The 17,820-nt window shown below is 52.7% G+C and carries 14 protein-coding genes; 6 read left to right on the top strand and 8 right to left on the bottom strand.

The features are described from left to right. Positions 1 to 89: 89 nt before the first annotated feature. Genes FFI90_RS18135 through FFI90_RS18150 form a run of 4 tightly spaced genes read left to right on the top strand, consistent with a single transcriptional unit; the run spans position 90 to position 4,416 of the window. Positions 90 to 1,139, top strand: coding sequence for a glycosyltransferase family 9 protein (locus FFI90_RS18135; protein WP_144780241.1), 1,050 nt, complete (start codon positions 90 to 92; stop codon positions 1,137 to 1,139). Next, complete coding sequence (locus tag FFI90_RS18140) at positions 1,132 to 2,517, top strand: O-antigen ligase family protein (protein ID WP_186318019.1); 1,386 nt, start codon at positions 1,132 to 1,134, stop codon at positions 2,515 to 2,517. The genes FFI90_RS18135 and FFI90_RS18140 overlap by 8 nt, the downstream gene beginning before the upstream one ends. Beyond that, the gene (locus FFI90_RS18145; protein ID WP_144780170.1) at positions 2,514 to 3,455 is read left to right on the top strand and encodes a glycosyltransferase family 8 protein; all 942 of its coding nucleotides are present in this window, start codon (positions 2,514 to 2,516) and stop codon (positions 3,453 to 3,455) included. Before FFI90_RS18140 ends, FFI90_RS18145 begins: the two co-directional genes overlap by 4 nt. Beyond that, on the top strand, positions 3,448 to 4,416 hold the full coding sequence (locus FFI90_RS18150; RefSeq protein WP_144780172.1) for a glycosyltransferase family 8 protein: 969 nt from the start codon (positions 3,448 to 3,450) through the stop codon (positions 4,414 to 4,416). Before FFI90_RS18145 ends, FFI90_RS18150 begins: the two co-directional genes overlap by 8 nt. A gap of 39 nt (positions 4,417 to 4,455) precedes the next feature. Here FFI90_RS18150 and FFI90_RS18155 read toward each other — a convergent pair whose 3' ends face one another. From FFI90_RS18155 to glnE, 3 genes are all read right to left on the bottom strand, one after another. Then, complete coding sequence (locus FFI90_RS18155) at positions 4,456 to 4,860, bottom strand: DUF6165 family protein (RefSeq protein WP_144780174.1); 405 nt, start codon at positions 4,858 to 4,860, stop codon at positions 4,456 to 4,458. Positions 4,861 to 4,948: 88 nt separating this feature from the next. After that, positions 4,949 to 5,875: a branched-chain amino acid transaminase gene (locus FFI90_RS18160; RefSeq protein WP_144780176.1), complete on the bottom strand. Its 927-nt coding sequence runs from the start codon at positions 5,873 to 5,875 to the stop codon at positions 4,949 to 4,951. Positions 5,876 to 5,954: 79 nt separating this feature from the next. After that, a complete protein-coding gene (gene glnE, locus FFI90_RS18165) occupies positions 5,955 to 8,858 on the bottom strand; it encodes a bifunctional [glutamate--ammonia ligase]-adenylyl-L-tyrosine phosphorylase/[glutamate--ammonia-ligase] adenylyltransferase (RefSeq protein WP_144780178.1) in 2,904 nt (967 codons plus the stop codon). A gap of 78 nt (positions 8,859 to 8,936) precedes the next feature. On the opposite strand from glnE, the gene FFI90_RS18170 reads away from it, so the two are divergent. Both FFI90_RS18170 and mgtE read left to right on the top strand, forming a co-directional pair. Then, entirely contained in the window at positions 8,937 to 10,106 is a 1,170-nt protein-coding gene (locus tag FFI90_RS18170) for a potassium channel family protein (RefSeq protein ID WP_144780180.1), read from the top strand. 22 nt (positions 10,107 to 10,128) lie between these two features. Continuing rightward, positions 10,129 to 11,472, top strand: coding sequence for a magnesium transporter (mgtE, locus tag FFI90_RS18175; protein WP_144780182.1), 1,344 nt, complete (start codon positions 10,129 to 10,131; stop codon positions 11,470 to 11,472). On the opposite strand, the gene FFI90_RS18180 is transcribed toward mgtE, so the two are convergent. The 5 genes from FFI90_RS18180 to typA form a co-directional block, all read right to left on the bottom strand. Next, entirely contained in the window at positions 11,461 to 12,360 is a 900-nt protein-coding gene (locus FFI90_RS18180; RefSeq protein ID WP_144780184.1) for a CYTH domain-containing protein, read from the bottom strand. The genes mgtE and FFI90_RS18180 overlap by 12 nt on opposite strands. Before the next feature lie 96 nt (positions 12,361 to 12,456). Then, entirely contained in the window at positions 12,457 to 13,485 is a 1,029-nt protein-coding gene (locus FFI90_RS18185) for a porin (RefSeq protein ID WP_144780186.1), read from the bottom strand. 375 nt (positions 13,486 to 13,860) lie between these two features. Continuing rightward, complete coding sequence (gene dtd, locus FFI90_RS18190; RefSeq protein ID WP_144780188.1) at positions 13,861 to 14,319, bottom strand: D-aminoacyl-tRNA deacylase; 459 nt, start codon at positions 14,317 to 14,319, stop codon at positions 13,861 to 13,863. A 96-nt stretch (positions 14,320 to 14,415) separates the two neighbouring features. Continuing rightward, on the bottom strand, positions 14,416 to 15,378 hold the full coding sequence (gene pip, locus FFI90_RS18195) for a prolyl aminopeptidase (RefSeq protein WP_144780189.1): 963 nt from the start codon (positions 15,376 to 15,378) through the stop codon (positions 14,416 to 14,418). A gap of 137 nt (positions 15,379 to 15,515) precedes the next feature. Next, positions 15,516 to 17,327 (bottom strand): translational GTPase TypA, encoded by a 1,812-nt coding sequence (gene typA, locus FFI90_RS18200; protein WP_144780191.1) that lies wholly within the window; start codon positions 17,325 to 17,327, stop codon positions 15,516 to 15,518. Positions 17,328 to 17,820 lie beyond the last annotated feature (493 nt).

A 17,820-nucleotide genomic window follows, 5' to 3' on the forward strand; every position in this document is an offset into this window, starting at 1 on the left:
CCGGATAATATCACGCAGAAATGAGACGAATACATTCTATGGGCCATAGCCTGTTTACAGATTGTACTTTACCAAGAGAACAAACGTTGATCACTTCCATCTGCATTCTCCGCCTTTCTGCCATTGGAGACGTTACTCACGTCATACCTGTTGTGCTTAGCCTTCAGGAACAGGTTCCCGGAATCAGAATCACCTGGGTCATCGGCAAAATCGAGGCAAAATTGGTTGGCGACTTGCCTGGGGTCGAGTTTATTATTTTTGACAAAAAGGCTGGTCGCCAAGGCTATTCAGATCTCCGAAAAAAAATGAAAGGCCGTAAGTTTGACGCTTTGCTACATATGCAGGTTGCCTTTCGTGCCAACCTTGCTTCTGCCTGTATTCCCGCAAAAATCCGGGTAGGCTATGACAAGGCACGTAGCAAAGACCTCCACGGTCTTTTTATAAATCGCCGGATTGCGCCGGCCCAAAAACAGCATGTTCGTGATTGTCTCGCCAGCTTCCTCGAGCCTCTAGGTCTGCGGGCTGCTCCACCAAAATGGCTGATCCCGCTTACAGCGAGTGACAAGGAATTCGCGGAAACACATCTTGCATCGAATCGTAGAAATCTGATCGTCAGCCCTTGTGCAAGCCATGTGCTTCGCAATTGGTCGGCTGACCGCTACGCCCGTCTGGCCGACCATGCGATCAGCCAGCATGGAATGAACGTCATCCTGGTGGGCAGCCCTGCGCCCTTTGAAACAGAGTTTTGTAAATCCATTTCTGATCAGATGCAGCACCCGGTTTCCAATATCTGCGGCAAGGATACCCTCAAACAGCTGACGGCATTAATGGCGGCAGCTGATCTTGTTGTTGCTCCCGACACTGGCCCGGCACACATTGCCAGCGCTGTGGACACCGACGTTATTGGTCTCTATGCGGCGAGTAACCCAAACCGGTCCGGCCCCTACAACTCATTATCATGGTGCGTTGATCGTTACGCAGAGGCATTGCAAGCACATACCGGCAAAAACATTGAAACTGCCCGCTGGGGGGCCAAAGCCGAATTCGAAGGCGCTATGGATCTGATCGGCGTGGATGAAGTTTGTACCAAGCTTGATCAATGGATCGCGCAACATAGCGAAGTATCTTCAGATGACTAACGCCCTTCCACTCTCGGCCCTTACGCCCTGGTTCTCTCAGAAAAATCTGGGCGAAAAATTGTTTGTGGTTGCTCTCGCAACCTTCATATTCTGCTACCTCCCTTTGTTGGCCGCGTATCGCGGTGCGGAGAGCGTAATGATTCTGACGTTTCTCTGGCTGGCTTTTGTTTCAGGCAGAGAAACCGGACTGCGCTCAGCTACTGTGCGCGACCCGCTGTTTTTGACCTGTTTGACGTTACTCGGCTTTCTTGTGCTTGCAAGGCTCTGGTATTCCTTCAACTTACCGCCAGGTATTGACCCCGAAACCCGCGAGACACGATACGTCTTGAAGCCGGTGCTGGTGTTTCTGGTTGCTTTTGGCATGGGCATTGTTGCCCGCCCTTATCGCTGGGCGCTTCTGCTACTGGCCCTTCTAGGCTTGGCAGTATACTTACTGACAACCATTGGCTCCGGCCAATGGGTCAACGCCTGGGCGGGAAATCGGGAAGACTTCGGTATCCACAACGCCCAACACACAGCCATGTTTTTTGGCACAGCTCTTATCGGCATCGTGTGCTTCATGTTCCGGGCCATCCGGGCGAGCTCGCGCCGCTGGCGCCAGGCGATGATATTTTTCATGATTCTTGCGCTTGCCGTAGCGGCCTTTGGATTAGTCGCCACTCAGACTCGTGCCGCCTGGCTTGGGATTACGATGGCAACCACGATTGGTCTTATAACGGCTGCTTGTCTCATATGGAAAAAACGAGACAAACCGTTTGGCAGGGGCCACAAAAAAGCCGCTTTTGGCTTGATACTGTTCCTGCTGGTGGGTTTTGCACTTGCTGGGCTGAATGCGCCGGAAAGAGTCAAAGCTCCGCTTACCAACAGTCAGTCTGATAGCAGCCAACTCACCTCCATAGAGCAGTATGCCAGCCTACCAGCGTTCAACACCGACCCAAGAACCAGTCACGGCGTTCGGCTAATTTCGTGGCGGGTCGCACTTGAGTGGCTGAAAGAACGGCCGTTGGTGGGCTGGGGGCCTGGTAGTACCAAAGACCTGATTAATCATTCCGAGTTTTTCTCTGATCGATTCAAGAAAAATTTTGGTCACCTACACAACTCATTTATTGAATCCCTTGTTGCCAATGGGCTGATTGGCTCGGCCATTCTGTTGGCCATGATGGCATGGATTGGATACGCTGCATTTGCGGCCTATCGAAATGGTAAAATGCCCGCTGATGTTCTCGTATTCGCATTCAGCTTTTTTGGTTTCTGGACTGCAATAAATTTCTTTGAGTCATACACCTTGTATACCACCGGGCATTATATCAATGCTGTCGTCGTAGGGTTTATCTACTCTTTCTTTCTTCAACCGCAGGACAAGGACCAGAGCCCATGACTGCCAGGATTCACGTCGCGGCTTGTTGTGATGAAAACTACGTCCCCTATGCTGCCGTCATGATGCTGTCAGCGCTGGACTCAACGCCGGAAACGCCGATTACATTTCACCTGATAAATTGCAGCATTTCTTCCGATAGTATTCATAAGCTGCAAGATCTCATCAGCAAACAAAATGGCCAACTCGAGGTTCACCAGCCTGACGAAGCACTCTACCGAGGCCTACCCACTCTGCGATACGGCGAGGCGGTTTACCAACGCATCAATCTACCCGAATACATTCCTGCGGATATCGGGCGTATCATCTACATAGATTGCGACACCCTGGTTCTCGGCAACCTGAAGACGTTGTGGGAAGTAGATCTTAAGGGCAAGCTCGTTGCGGCAGTTGAAAACCTGTCACCAAAAGCCTGCCAAGACATTGGTCTGCCGCGTACTGAGTATTTTAACTCAGGCGTACTGTTAATTGACCTTGAAGGCTGGAGACGAGAAAAAGTCCACCACCAGGTTACCGATTACGCACGTGAACATGCACACCGCCTGCAGTACGTTGACCAGTGCAGCCTGAACGCAGTTCTGAGGGGCCGCTGGCTGCGGCTGATGCCAGACTGGAATCAGCAGTCCGATATCTATAAAGTCGTAAAAAAGTACCATGAAGGCAGTTCCTACACTCAGAAAAGTATGGAAAAAGCGATTCTGAACCCGAAAATTGTGCATTTTACCGGTAAGAAGAAACCCTGGACGATCTACTGCTTTCACCCGTTCAAAATGCAGCACAAGGCGTTTGTTAAACGCACGCCCTGGGCGGACCTTCCTGCACCCGATGCATCATTGAAGGTCTACCTCAGGTACTTTTTCGCATTGAGACAGCGCTGGAAAGCCTCCAAACGGCAATCCGCAATTAAAAATTTCCAACAGAGTAACGCCAACCATGAGTGATGATCAGCGCCGGACCCTGCCCGCCGATGCAGTCGGTATAGTTGCAAGCTCTGATGACAATTACGCCCCTCATCTGACCGTCCTGTTTCACTCGTTACTGGCAAACTGTTCGGCGCCGGAGCGTGTCTCGCTATTTTGCCTGGATGGCGGAATATCCGACGAAAACAAGACCAGGATGAGCCAGGAGGTCCAGAAACTGGGTGCCACGGGTGTGGACTTTGTTACTTTCAACAGTGATCGGTACGACAACCTACCGACAATCAAACACATAACGTCATCGGCTTATTACCGGATTTCCATTCCTGAAATATTCGATGACTCTGTGCACAAGGTTCTCTACCTGGACTGCGATATGATCGTCAAAGGCGACATCATCGAATTGTGGGAAACCGACATCTCTGATTTCCATGTAGGTGCTGTCGAAAATCTGTCAGGGCACACCTACAAAAAGCTTGGAATTCCACAGAATGAGTACTTCAATTCCGGCATGCTGTTGATCAATCTTGATCTCTGGCGGAGCGATGGAATACCCGAGAAAGTGTTCAAGTTCAAAAAAGAAAATCCTGACAGAATAAGCACCAACGACCAATGTGCCCTGAATGGCGTGCTGCACGACAAATGGAAACATCTGCACCTGAAGTGGAATCATCAAACCGGTTTGTATCGGCCCGATGAGCAAACGGCGGCCTTCTCGCAAAGCGAAGTCGCCGAGGCGACGCTGTCACCCGGAATCATCCACTACATTGGCTGGGATAAGCCATGGCGGAAGGTGCGCTTCCACCCACTGGCCGGCGAGTACGATCGCTTTGCCGATAAGTTAGACGCGTCCCCAAGATCACAGCCCGCGTTCGTCGATTACCTGAAGGCGTATGCGTCTGTATCTCGGCTGAAGAAACTGAGACGGCAATTGAAGTGGCAGGCCTGGTACAGAAAACAAGGTTATGATCTGTACCACAAATAAAAAAGGCGCCCATTGGGCGCCTTTTTCGTCTTGGCCAACTTACTTTCTGGCCGTGTAATCCTGATAGGACTTCTCTTCCACAAACCGGGAGCCAAGCGCCAGATTGATGTCTTTCTTCAACGCGGCCCGCTTGTCGTTGGTGACATAAACCGCGCGCGCCAGCTCAATAAATTTCGGACCAAAATTCTGCCCCGCCTCTTCGTCCCGGATATCGTCTTCGATAACCCAAAGTTCCTCATTCACCGCTTTCAACTGTTTACGCAGCTCGGCAATGGCGCTTTGATCTTTTACCGCTTCATTCCAGGTCGCGCTCAGTTCATCCAGCTCAAGCCGAACATTGCGCACCTTGGCTTCATCCTTGATGCGCTCGGATTTGATTTCAAGGATGGTGATCTTGTCGAGGACTTCGCCGAAAGAAACCGGAACTTTAATGACGTCAGCCATTTTCTGTACCTGTCAATTTGATGAATTGAAACATAAAGAAGCCGCCCAATTGCTCGATAGCAAACGGCGGCTACGGAGTCATTCGCTCTCAGCTTCTGACCTGTGTCAGCCAGTTGCTGTGCTCGGGGAGCTTTCCTTTAACCGCATCAAAATACATAGCCTGCAGCTTCTCGGTAACCGGGCCACGCTTGCCAGCGCCAATCGCGCGGCCATCCAGTTCCCGGATTGGTAGCACTTCTGCCGCTGTGCCGGTGAAGAACGCCTCATCGGCAACGTATACTTCATCACGGGTAATGCGACGCTCTTTTACCGGAATATTCAGGTCGGCCGCAAAATCCAGAATGGTCTGGCGGGTGATGCCTTCGAGACAGGAGGTCAGCTCTGGCGTGTGCAGTACACCGTTACGCATGATGAAGATGTTCTCGCCGGAGCCTTCGGCCACATAGCCTTCATTGTCCAACAAAAGCGCTTCTTCACAACCACTGGCAATGGCTTCGTTCAGTGCGAGCATGGAATTGATGTAGTTACCGTTCGCCTTGGCCTTGCACATGGTGATGTTGACGTGGTGGCGCGTGTATGAGGAGGTACGCACTTTAATACCCACTTCCTTGGCTTCAGGCGACATGTACGAAGGCCAGCTCCAGGCGGCAACCATAACGTGTACTTTCAGATTGTCTGCTCGCAGCCCCATTCCTTCAGAGCCCAGAAAAACCATCGGGCGCAGGTAAGCTTCGTCAAGATTGTTCTCACGGACCGCTGCACACTGAGCCGCGTTGAGCTCCTCTTTGCTGAACGGCATTTTCATGTTCAGGATGTGAGCAGACCGGAACAGTCGATCTGTATGATCCTTCAGGCGAAAAATAGCCGGGCCATTCGCAGTGTTGTAAGCGCGCACTCCTTCAAAACAGCCCAGGCCGTAGTGCAGAGTGTGGGTCAGGACGTGGGTTTTAGCTTCGCGCCAGGGAACCATTTCACCATCCAGCCAGATAACGCCATCGCGATCAGCCATCGACATTCTTTGTTGCTCCTAAAAAAGCGGTTTTCGGGGATATCGCATTCTAGCAGGAAATTTTGACGGAACGACACCCGGCACACTATCCCGTCATGATTTTCTGCCAGACAGAGCGGATATAACGTCGCTCGCCCAAAAATGCATCACCGGCCACTTGGCTGTTAAGGTTCTGCAGCGCTCTGCGATGAATATTCGAGCGCAATGCAATGTAGGCTTCCCGCAGCTTCTCTGCATCTTCCACCGGCAGCACACCAGCCCTGCCCAGCTCTTCCATTTGCCGGATATTATCAGACCACTGGGTCAGTTCCGGGTGGTCCTCACTCCATGCAAGCATGAGGTATTGCACCATAAACTCGATATCCACAATGCCGCCTGCATCGTGTTTGATGTGGAAGATTTCCTCGCGCCTGCTTTCGGGCGTGCCCAGACTGGCTCGCATTTTCTCACGCATATCTACCACTTCCTGGCGCAGTTTGTCTTTCTCACGACTCTGGCAAAGTATGTCGTGCCGCACAGCTTCAAAAGCGGCGAGTGTTTCGCGGCATCCTGCAACGCCCCGAGCCCGCGCCAATGCCTGATGTTCCCAGGTCCATGCATCATGGCGCTGGTATTTTTCAAAGGCATGCACCGTGCTTACGAGCAGCCCGGAATTGCCCGATGGCCGCAGCCGCATATCGACTTCATACAGCTGACCGGACGGCGTCTGGGCGTTGAGAATATGGACAATTCGCTGCCCTAAACGCGTATAGAAAACGGCGTTATCAATAGGCTTTTCTCCGTCGGTTGTCAGCCCTGGATCCGCTTTGTGAACAAACACAAGATCGAGATCCGAGGTATAGCCGAGTTCAACCCCCCCAAGCTTTCCATAGCCGATAACCGCAAAATCCGTTTCGCTGGTGGCGCCGTCAGCGCGTCCCGGGTAACCATGGCGGGCAACCAGATTGGAGAAAGCCACATCCACCACATGATCAAGAACAACTTCAGCAATCCAGGTCAGGTAGTCGCTCACCTTCATCAATGGCAAGGTGCCCTTCAGTTCAGAAGCGGCGACACGAAGCGAGTGGGCTTTTTTGAAGTGCCGCAGGGACTCCATCTGGTTTTCCAGATCGTCATAGGAAATGCGCAGCATTTGCTGACGCAGATCATCCTGCAGTTCGTCTCTTGCGGGCGGGCTGTATAAACTCTCTGCATTAAGCAGCTCGTCCAGCAACAAAGGGGTTTCTGCAAGCTGCCGTGCGATCCACGGGCTTTCGCTGCACAGCTTGACCAACTGGGTGCGGGCACCTGGGTTCTCCAGAAGCAACACCATATAAGCCGTTCGACGTAAAATCGCTTCGACCAGCTGCAAAACACGGGACAAGGTTTCTGAGGGATTCTCTACCTCGGTCAGAGCTTCCAGCAACACCGGCATGAACTGATTCAGGCGCTTACGCCCCTGGGTTTGCATGGTCTGAACCGTGCGGCTATCGCGCAGACTGGCGAGTACGCCCAAACTTCCAGCAGGGTCCTCGTACCCGTTCTTTTCCAGCCACTGGGTATCAGATACTTCGTCAACCTCGGCCAGCCAGAGCTCAAACCACCCCTCATCAAGAGCGGACTGCGCGCCCTCCTCTTCCTCTTCCGTGGCGATAATGTTGGCAAAGTGCGTGGCCACCTTCTCCCGATGCTGCGTCAGCACTTGCAGGCAGCTCTGCCAATCGTCAAACCCCATAATCAGTGCAACCCGTGCCTGCGAAAGCTCGTCTTCAGGTAATAGCTGAGTCTGCTTGTCTTCCATGCCTTGCAGAGCGTGCTCAAGATTACGGAGGAAAACATAAGCCTCACGAAGCTCGTTAACAACCTGCGAAGGCAGCAACTCCAGCGCCTCAAGCTCTTTCAGTATGATCAGCAGTTCGCGCTGCTGCAGTTCTCTGTCGCGGCCACCACGAATGAGCTGAAACGCCTGAACAACAAACTCGATTTCCCGGATTCCGCCGCTGCCAAGTTTGATATTGTTTTCCAGCCCCTGCCTGCGAACTTCACGGCTTATCATCGCCTTCATAGTGCGCAAAGACTCGAAAGCGCTGAAATCGATGTATCTGCGATACACGAACGGCCGCAGACTTTCCATAAGTACCTGGCCGGCTTTCGGGTCGCCAGCTACTACCCGGGACTTCACCATGGCATAACGCTCCCAGTCCCTGCCCTGATCCTGATAGTAGGTTTCCAGCGCAGCGAAACTCAGCGCAAGGGCGCCACTCTGCCCATAAGGCCGCAGGCGCATATCCACACGGAACACAAAACCATCAGCGGTGATCTGATCAAGAGCCTGAATGAGGCGTTGTCCCAGCCGGGTGAAAAACTGCTGATTATCCAGAGACCGGCGACCACCACGGGTTTCGCCTTTTCCGGGAAAAGCGAATATGAGATCAATATCCGAGGAGACATTCAGCTCGCAACCTCCCAGCTTTCCCATGCCGATCACGATCAGCGACTGCGGCGCTTCCGAACCGGATACCGGATCTTTACCCCAGGGCGTGCCGTACTGTTCGCAGGCTGATCCATACAGCCAGCTGAGAGCACCCTGAATACAGACCTCTGCGAACGCGCTGGTCGCAGCCATGGTTTCGGGCAGGTCGGCCCAGCGCATCAAGTCCCGCCATATAATGCGGAACTGCGCTTCGCGGCGGAAACGGCGCAAGGCTGAATGCAGACCGGGTTCATCCGCTACATCCACAAGGTACTCACTCCAACGTGCCTGCAAATACTCCGGGGTGGTCGGTTCACTCAGCAACCGTGATTCAAGCAGGGTTCGCACTTGTTCAGGGTGCCGCTCAAGCGTCTGACGCAGAAACAGGCTTCGTGCCATAGCCTGGGCAATCACCTCTTCCGAAATGCTGGCATCTTCCGCCAGCCAGGCTGGCAATCCTTCCGGGAAAACCGACGCCCAGCCGGCGGCAACATCATCTGCCAACGGCAACGGAAGGCAACTCCAAGGCTCAGACATAATGCAAACCCCTGTCTCTCTGTTATATTTCCGTTACTGTATAACGAACTTACCCGATACTGAACAGGCCAATACCGGATGCTGCGAAACCGCTTTCCCCTTAACGCCGAACATGAGAAGAGCCATATACCCATGGGCGGACTCATTCGGAAGCGGGTTAAGCGCCTGTTTATGATCCTGGTAGCGCTGCTGACCATTCAGGTACTGATTATCTGGGCGGCTGAAGACCTGACTCTGTTCGAGTCGGTGTGGCTGACAATGACCACCATCGCCACCGTAGGCTATGGCGACTACGCTCCCGTAACCTATACCGGCCGCATCAGCACCATCCTGTTCATGTTCGTCGGCGCGATCACTCTGCTAACGCTGATTGTCAGTGACTTTATCGAGTACCGGTTCTACCGCCGGGAACGCATTCTCACCGGACGCTGGATCTATAAAATGAATAATCACATTGTCATTATTAATACGCCAAAGCACGGCGGCATGACGTACTTCATGCGTTTTGCCACACAGATCCGCTCTATACAGGGCTATGAAACCATTCCTATCATGCTGCTTACCCGCGAGTTTCCAAGCGGCCTGCCAGCCGAACTGTCTGACCTGGGCATCGTACATTTCCATGGCTCCGGCTTTGACCCAGACGCATTGAAAGCCGTGCATGCCGGGAGTGCAAAGCACATCGTAGTGTTGGCAGCGGACGAATCAGATCCTCACTCAGACAGCCTGACGTTCGATATCTCCCATCGGCTCGGTGAGCTGAATCTTGGCCAGAAAACCACGGCGGAATGTGTCACGGATGCTAATCGTAGTCGTTTCAAAGAGCTGGGTGTGCGAGCTGTTATTCGCCCGGTTCGCACCTACCCTGAAATTATGGTGCGCTCTGTGGTTGCCCCGGGCTCGGAAAAAGTACTGGAAGACATGTTCAATTACGAGCATGACCACCCACACCGCTACGACCTGGACCTGGACGACCTTACCTGGGCCGACATCGTCAGCGCACTGATCCGCCACGGTATTGGTACAGCGCTAGCCTACATCGATAACGACGAGGAAGTTATCTGCCATCCGTCCGTGAACAAGGAAATTGAAGGCAAAGGGCTTATTGTGCTGGTCAGATCCAGCGAGACGCCCGATCTTGAGGTGGTTAAAGAAGCACTGGAGCGCTACCGGAAATTTATGGAGAAATGGAGAAATATGCAGGAAGACGCGTCTGTAACTGACTCATCAGCTTCCACTTCAAACTGAGCATTTTCCCCAGGCATCATTTATGGAATCCATTATTTTCCAGCCCCTGGTGGATGCACTTGCATCGGGTCAGCCCCAGGCAGTTGCTGACGCAGCAATTCACTTCAACGCTGCAGACCTTGCCGAGTTTATCGAGCAAAACATAGAGAATGAAACAGCTGACTTGCTGTTTCAGAGTCTCCCTCTGGCTCTGCGCGCGAAGGTCCTGGGCTACACCAACCCGGACACTCAACTGCTATTGACGCGAGCTACACCTCTGGCGGAACTGGCGGTGCTTACCACGGAAATGCCGTCGGATGACCGGGTTGATTTTTTCAACCTGCTTGAAGACTCTCGCCAGAAACAACTCATCAGAAAGCTTGACCAGCAAGATCGAGAAGATCTTACAGCGCTTCTGGCCCACGCAGAAGGCACTGCCGGCGCACTGATGAGCACCGATTACGCGGTGTTTGAGTCGGGCATCACGGCAAGTGAAGCCATCGACATTCTGCGCAAAACAGCAGAAAACAAAGAGACCATCTATCAATCTTACGTAATCGACGAACATGGGGTACTGATCGGTGTCGTATCCCTGCGCCGCCTGATTATCGCCAAACCAGACGCCGTCATCGACTCTCTGCTTGCTACAGGCCTGGTATCTACCCATACCGACACATCTCAGGATGATGTCGCCAGATTAATCACCAAGTACGACCTGCTGGCTCTGCCAGTAATGGATCACCATGATCGCCTCGTAGGTATTATCACTTATGATGATGCCATGGACGTTATCGAGGCAGAGGCAACGGAAGATATTCACAAGGGTGGGTCGGTCAGCAACCTCGACACCGGTATTACTACAGCCTCACCCTTCTCGCTATACCGCTCCCGCATCCAGTGGCTGGTGATTCTGGTGTTTGCGAACATCTTTACCGGAGCCGGCATAGCGCACTTTGAAGACATCATCGGCGCACATTTGGCCTTGCTGTTCTTTATGCCTCTGTTGGTCGCCAGCGCCGGCAACGCAGGAGCGCAATCTGCCACGCTGGTGGTGCGCGGCATAGCAACGGGCGACGTGGTGAACCGCGACTGGGTTCGCCTGCTCAACAAAGAGCTGCTGGTGGCAACGGCGTTGGGTCTGACCATGGCCCTGACAGTATGGACTGTAGGCATGTTTCGCACGGAAATGGTTATTGCCACAATCGTAGCCATAACCATGATCGCAGTCGTCCTTGCCGGCGGGCTTATAGGCATCTTGCTACCACTGCTACTCAACCGGCTGGGCGTAGACCCGGCTGCCGCGAGCATTCCGCTTATAACAACGATTGCCGACGTGAGCGGCGTGATGATTTACTTCAGCATCGCTACAATGATTTTAGGCTCTTAGCGACTGCTTTACTCTGTTTATCAGTAAGCCAAGCTGACACTGACCAAGCTCTGACTTGCGGAGTAGGTGGCTGAGAGCTCCGCCCTTAGACAGATACTCTGCCAACTCGGAAAAGGGCTGCCCTAAACCGCAAGCTTCAGCCTGAGCCTGCAGCGACTGGATGTTTAAACCTTCAAGTGAAACATCTTTCTGCTCCAGCCATGCGTTGCTGAGCTGATGCAGAAGACGATCAACATCATCCTGCCCGCCTTTGTTGACGCCAGGCTTTTCGGCAGCGTCTGACTTTTCAGTGCGTATCCCTGCAAGATAGTAACCCTGCTCTGCCTTGCTGATCAGGTTCACGAAGACCGGACACTCAGAAGCCAAACGCTCCGCCCAGACCAGTAGTCGCTGCGGATTACCGGATTTCAGCTCAAACTCGACTTCACATAGGGGCTTCTGCTGCTGCCCTGCGATAATGACACCGATATCCAGCGCACACTCTATGATCGCGTCGCCATCATCAATCATCACAATCTGCCGGTTAAAGTTAGTCTCGAACACGGGAGCAAGTTGTTCCAGATTAACGCTGTCACCAAGCGGTGTGGCCGCCAGAAGCCCGAGATTCAAGGCCGCAGTCGACAAAGGCCATTCCCACTCTTCACGCTGGTGCATGCCGTTCACGAAGCGTCCCCGGGTTTTTACCGTCTGAATAAAGGCATCGCCCTTCTGGCGCACGCGCAAAGCCGCCTTCTGCCGATGAAGATCTGCACCGGGGGTGTCGTAATAGGTATTGACCAGCAGCTTGCTCGACCCAGGCGTTGCGCCATTCTGGGCACTCAGCCAAGCCAGAACGGTATCCATTTCGCTCTTGTTGAGAGTTAGCTTGATTTCCAGTTCTTCAGCCATCAGTCCCCTCGCACTTTATGTGATACAAACAAAAAAACCGGCGACCTCGCGGTCACCGGTTTTCTTCAAACTGCTTCGTTAATGGCGGCTGCCAAATCAGAAGTAGTAAGTAGCGCCAACTGAAACAGTTGAAGCTTCGCTCTTATCAGCTACGCCGTAAACACCGTCATCACCGCCAGACAGGTTGCCTTCAACGTAGACATACATGTTGCTGGACAGATTGTGCAGTGCTTGCAGGGCAATAGTGTCCCGCTTGTCGTCGCCGTTTACGCCATCAGCTTCCGCCAATTCATAAGACAGTGCGAACACGTTCTTGCCCAGGGTGTAAGTGCCCTGAACACCAACAATGTCGTATGCATCTTTACGGGTCTGGTACTCAAGAGAAGCGCCCAGGGCATCCATGTTGTATGCAACGCGAACGCCGTAGGTGTTTTCGTTGTTCTTCGGCGTTTCGACAGTGCCTGAAGAATACGATGTATCACCATCATTAGAGTCCATAGCAAAAGCCATGCTCAGCGCATCGACGGAATAAATTGCCGCCAACTGGTACGGGTAGCTCTTGCCACCTGACTGGGTGTCGCCGTCGCCGTTAATCTGTACAGCTGCACCAAGCTTCAGTCCGCCGAAAGAAGGTGTCATGTATTGAACCAGGTCACCTTCACCCGTGGTGTAGCTGCCGCCAATGTTACGCGCTGCAACTTCATAGTAGTTTACGATCTGATCGATCGTGGTTTCGTAAAGTGAGTCATCTGAACCGACCCAAACCTGACCGAAGCTATCGCCTTTGACACCGATGTAAGCTTCGTCAACCCTGATGCGGCCACGGCCTTTGGATTTGTCGTCTGCGTCAAGTCCGTCCAGCTCAATTTTCAGGAAGCCGGTGATGCCGGGTACGATTTCGTGATCGTGCTTTACACCGATGGTGGAGCCGTTGTCGTTGTGCGCAATATCGCTGGTGCCACCATCAACGTTGTTGTAGGTGAGAGCGTACTGAATGTTACCGTACACAGATGGCATAGAGTCCATCTTGGCAGCCATTTCAGAGGCTGACAGCGCATCTTGGGCAGCGGCGGCGCCAGAGAAGGATATGGCAGCGATAGCAGATGCAATGAGTGTTTTTTTCATGTTGTATGTCCTTTTGCGAGTTTTATCAGGTAATAACAACGGGTTAATCCCGGTTTCTATAAGGCGCCCCAGAACAACTGGATGGCTCCGATCTTATCGCCACCGCATGTCAGATTTATGACACGGCGGTAACTTTTCTTATTATTGAGACCTGAATCTAATCAGATCTATATAGTTCAGGCACTTACAGCGCTCTCTTAAAGCACTGGATGATGACACTGTTTTAATACAACAACGTCTGGTTTGCAAATAATTAATGCCTAATTTTTAGTTCTTTTGGCACTAGAGGCACAATCCCTTATTCCCGGACCCCCTTACATTCGTCCTGGAAACCGGAGCTTGCGCGCATTCTGCATGGTTAACGTCGCCTCTCGTTCAGCGTCTTCTTTCAGATGTTGAGAGCATAAAGGTTACCGGCCCGTCGTTGATCAGACTCACCTTCATATCGGCACCGAATCGCCCTTCCATAACTCTTTCTGCGCCCATTTCATTACGTGCGAGCTCCAGGAATTCGGCATAGAGTTTTTTGGCAATCTCCGGACGGCCTGCACGGGAAAAGCCGGGGCGAGTGCCGGAGGAGGTATCTGCAACAAGTGTAAACTGGGGAACAACAAGAAGAGCATGACCGGCATCAAGTAAACTCAGGTTCATACGGCCCGCTTCGTCGGAAAAAATTCGATAATTGAGAATTTTTCGGCACAGTTCCTTTGCCTCACCCTGCCCATCCCCCTGCTCCACGCCAAGCAACAACAGAATGCCTGAACCTATTCGTGAAACTTCACGTTCGTCAACTTCAACGCTCGCTTCTGAAACTCGTTGGACAAGACCTTTCATCCGGTATTTTGATCGCTCCGGCCAAATGAGAATTACAATCGGGTAAGAGTGTATCCATGCAACCAGATTCCCGCAACCCTTTCCCGCTATAAGATTTCAACCCGCATTTTTCACCGTTTTAGCCACTACCTCATCGACACCACGCACAAGCGCATCAACAATGGCAGGCTCGGAGGCCGAGTGCCCGGCATCACGGATAATTCGCAAATCTGCTTCCGGCCAAGCCTTACTGAGCGCCAAGGCATTATCCAGCGGACAAACCATGTCGTAGCGTCCGTGCACAATGATGCCGGGGATATCCCGAAGCTTGTAGGCATCCCTGATAATCTGGTCATGCTCAAGAAACGAAGAGTTCATGAAGTAGTGACACTCGATGCGGGCCAATGCGATTGCAACATGGGGATGGCCAAAATGCTCAACAACCCGAGGGTTTGGATGCAAAGTCGCACACCGTCCTTCCCAGATTGACCAGGCTTTTGCCGCCTGAATCTGCTCCAGCTCGTTCGTACTGGTTAACCTGCGATAGTAGGCACTCACCATATCCCCACGCTCACTCTCAGGTATCTGCTCCTCGAATTCCTGCCAATAGTCCGGGAACACACGACTTGCACCATCCTGATAAAACCACGCGATATCTCGCGGGCGACACAGAAAAATACCCCGAAGAACAAGGCCCAACACTCGCTCGGTGTGCGTTTGAGCGTAGACCAGACTAAGAGTCGACCCCCAACTCCCACCGAATAATAACCAACGATCAACACCCAGGAACATGCGTATGGCTTCCATATCCTGGACCAGCTTGTCGGTACTGTTACCCTCCAGTTCCGCCAAGGGTGTGGAGCGGCCAGCACCGCGCTGATCCATCAGAATAATCCGGAAGCGCTCAGCATCAAAAAAACGGCGATGATAGTCTTCGCACCCTGCCCCGGGGCCACCATGAACGAAAAGCACAGGTATACCTTCAGGGTTTCCGCTCTCTTCAACATACAACTCATGAGGCGCATCAACCGCCAGCCGGTGTTTGGCATAGGGTTTGATGTCCGGGTACAAATTGAGCATGGGCCAGTCCGCCGATCAGGTAAGTTTCGATAGCATTGTAGCGGAGTTGAATGACTGGCGGGCGAGCTTTACGAAATGTGTAAACACAAAAAAGGCCGGAGCTGTCGCCAGCGCCGGCCTGATCCAATACGTCTATGTTACTTTTTGCCCGCGCGCTTACGTTCGTTCTCGGTAAGGTGCTTCTTGCGCAGACGAATGGACTTGGGCGTCACTTCAACCAGCTCGTCATCGTCGATAAATTCCAACGCCTGCTCAAGAGTGAACTTGATCGGCGGCACCAGGGCAATGACCTCATCTTTGCCGGAAGCACGCATGTTGTCGAGCTTTTTGCCCTTGGTCGGGTTGATCACCAGATCGTTGTCGCGGCTGTGTATACCACAAAGCTGACCTTCGTATACTTCCTGCCCAGGGTCGAGGAAGAGCTTGCCGCGGCTCTGGAGAGTTTCCAGCGAGTAGGTCAACGCAGTGCCCTTCGCCATCGAAACCAGAACACCATTCTGACGGCTCGTTACGTCACCCACCTTGATCGGCCCATAGTGGCTGAAAGTAGAGGTGAGGATACCGGTACCCGATGTCATGGTCAGGAAGGTGTTGCGGAAGCCGATCAGACCGCGCGCAGGAATGGTGTACTCAAGGCGCATACGACCTTTACCATCCGGAACCATATTGGTCAGGTCACCTTTGCGTAGACCCATTTGCTCCATCAAAGGGCCCTGATGCTGCTCTTCGATGTCAACAATAACGTTCTCGTACGGCTCCTGTTTCTCGCCGTCCACTTCCCTGATAACCACTTCCGGGCGACCTACAGCCAGCTCAAAGTTCTCGCGACGCATATTTTCGATCAGCACCGACAAGTGCAGCTCTCCACGACCGGACACCTTGAACTTGTCCATGCTTTCGCCTTCTTCAACCCGCAAGGCCACATTGTGCAACAGTTCTTTTTCCAGACGCTCTTTGATATTGCGACTGGTGACAAACTTGCCCTCTTTACCGCAGAAAGGCGAATCGTTGACCTGGAAGGTCATGGACACGGTGGGCTCGTCAACGGTCAGAGGCGGCAATGCCTCGACGTTATTCATGTCACACAGAGTGTCTGAAATATACAACTGATCCAGACCGCTGATGCAGACGATGTCGCCCGCCTGAGCTTCGTTCACTTCAACCCTGTGCAGGCCTGAGTGCCCCATAATTTTCAGGATACGGCCCTGGCGTTTCTTGCCATCGGCACCAATCGCAATTACCGGCGTATTGGTTTTCACTTTGCCGCGAGCGATGCGGCCGATACCAATAACCCCCAAAAAGCTGCTGTAGTCCAGCTGCGAGATCTGCATCTGGAACGAGCCATCCATATCCACTGAGGGTGCAGGCACGTGATCGACAATCGCCTGGAATACAGCGTCCATGTTGTCGCTGAGATCTTCATGATCCAGGCCGGCCACACCGTTAAGTGCGCTGGCATAAACAATGGGAAAGTCCAGTTGCTCGTCGGTGGCGCCCAAGCTGTCAAACAAATCGAACACCTGATCTACAACCCAATCCGGTCGTGCGCCCGGACGGTCAATTTTGTTGACCACAACAATAGGGCGCAGACCAGCCGCGAACGCTTTCTGGGTTACAAAACGAGTCTGTGGCATTGGCCCGTCGATGGAATCAACCACCAGCAGCACGCAGTCCACCATGCTCATTACCCGCTCCACTTCACCACCAAAATCCGCGTGGCCCGGGGTGTCTACGATATTGATATCGTAGCCGTTCCACTTCAATGCGGTGTTTTTGGCCAGAATGGTAATGCCACGCTCTTTTTCCTGGTCGTTGGAGTCCATGACGCGCTCATTCTCGAGCTCTTTGCGATCCAGCGTGCCGGACAGACGCAGCAGCTTGTCTACAAGGGTGGTCTTACCATGGTCAACGTGGGCGATAATGGCGATATTACGAAGTTTCTCAATCACAAAATTATTCCTGCGGCATGCACTCAATGACCTGAGAGAGTCGTTTACGGGCACTGCCCGCAGAAGTTGTCTCAGATCTGTAAAATGAACTCATCCACCGAGACCTGAAGGCCCGGCGCCTCACATGCAGCATCCGGATCCGAAACCCAGGCCCATGCGGAGAAAATGAAGCGGCGCGCAGTATATCTAAAACTCCGCAACGTTTATATGTAGAAGAACGCCTATTTCTTAATCAATTTCGCCCATTAATTGTGGCGCACCAAATTGGCGCAATATTGCGAGCCGCACGGATATCGGCGCACCACTATGGTGCCAGCCCTCCCTGTCGAGAAAGGCCAACCACCTGAGCTCATCCTTATACGTCATCTGGACACGCTGCATTCAGCCGTGAAAACACTACTGCAGAGAATCCAGTCAAAACTGGCAAGCACCTTGCTTTATTCTACCCATCAGGTTTTCCGGGCATCTGTAAAACCGAAATGTGAAGGTAAGA

Origin of the sequence: Marinobacter maritimus (assembly GCF_007671675.1) — a bacterium.
GTDB lineage: Bacteria > Pseudomonadota > Gammaproteobacteria > Pseudomonadales > Oleiphilaceae > Marinobacter > Marinobacter maritimus.

Coding starts and splice junctions, on each gene's coding strand:
- FFI90_RS18170 (WP_144780180.1), top strand. CDS start 8,937: ATGCTGCGAAACCGCTTTCCCCTTAACGCCGAACATGAGAAGAGCCAT.
- mgtE (WP_144780182.1), top strand. CDS start 10,129: ATGGAATCCATTATTTTCCAGCCCCTGGTGGATGCACTTGCATCGGGT.
- dtd (WP_144780188.1), bottom strand. CDS start 14,319: ATGAAAGGTCTTGTCCAACGAGTTTCAGAAGCGAGCGTTGAAGTTGAC.
- pip (WP_144780189.1), bottom strand. CDS start 15,378: ATGCTCAATTTGTACCCGGACATCAAACCCTATGCCAAACACCGGCTG.
- glnE (WP_144780178.1), bottom strand. CDS start 8,858: ATGTCTGAGCCTTGGAGTTGCCTTCCGTTGCCGTTGGCAGATGATGTT.
- FFI90_RS18160 (WP_144780176.1), bottom strand. CDS start 5,875: ATGTCGATGGCTGATCGCGATGGCGTTATCTGGCTGGATGGTGAAATG.
- FFI90_RS18185 (WP_144780186.1), bottom strand. CDS start 13,485: ATGAAAAAAACACTCATTGCATCTGCTATCGCTGCCATATCCTTCTCT.
- FFI90_RS18150 (WP_144780172.1), top strand. CDS start 3,448: ATGAGTGATGATCAGCGCCGGACCCTGCCCGCCGATGCAGTCGGTATA.
- FFI90_RS18140 (WP_186318019.1), top strand. CDS start 1,132: ATGACTAACGCCCTTCCACTCTCGGCCCTTACGCCCTGGTTCTCTCAG.
- FFI90_RS18155 (WP_144780174.1), bottom strand. CDS start 4,860: ATGGCTGACGTCATTAAAGTTCCGGTTTCTTTCGGCGAAGTCCTCGAC.
- FFI90_RS18180 (WP_144780184.1), bottom strand. CDS start 12,360: ATGGCTGAAGAACTGGAAATCAAGCTAACTCTCAACAAGAGCGAAATG.
- FFI90_RS18145 (WP_144780170.1), top strand. CDS start 2,514: ATGACTGCCAGGATTCACGTCGCGGCTTGTTGTGATGAAAACTACGTC.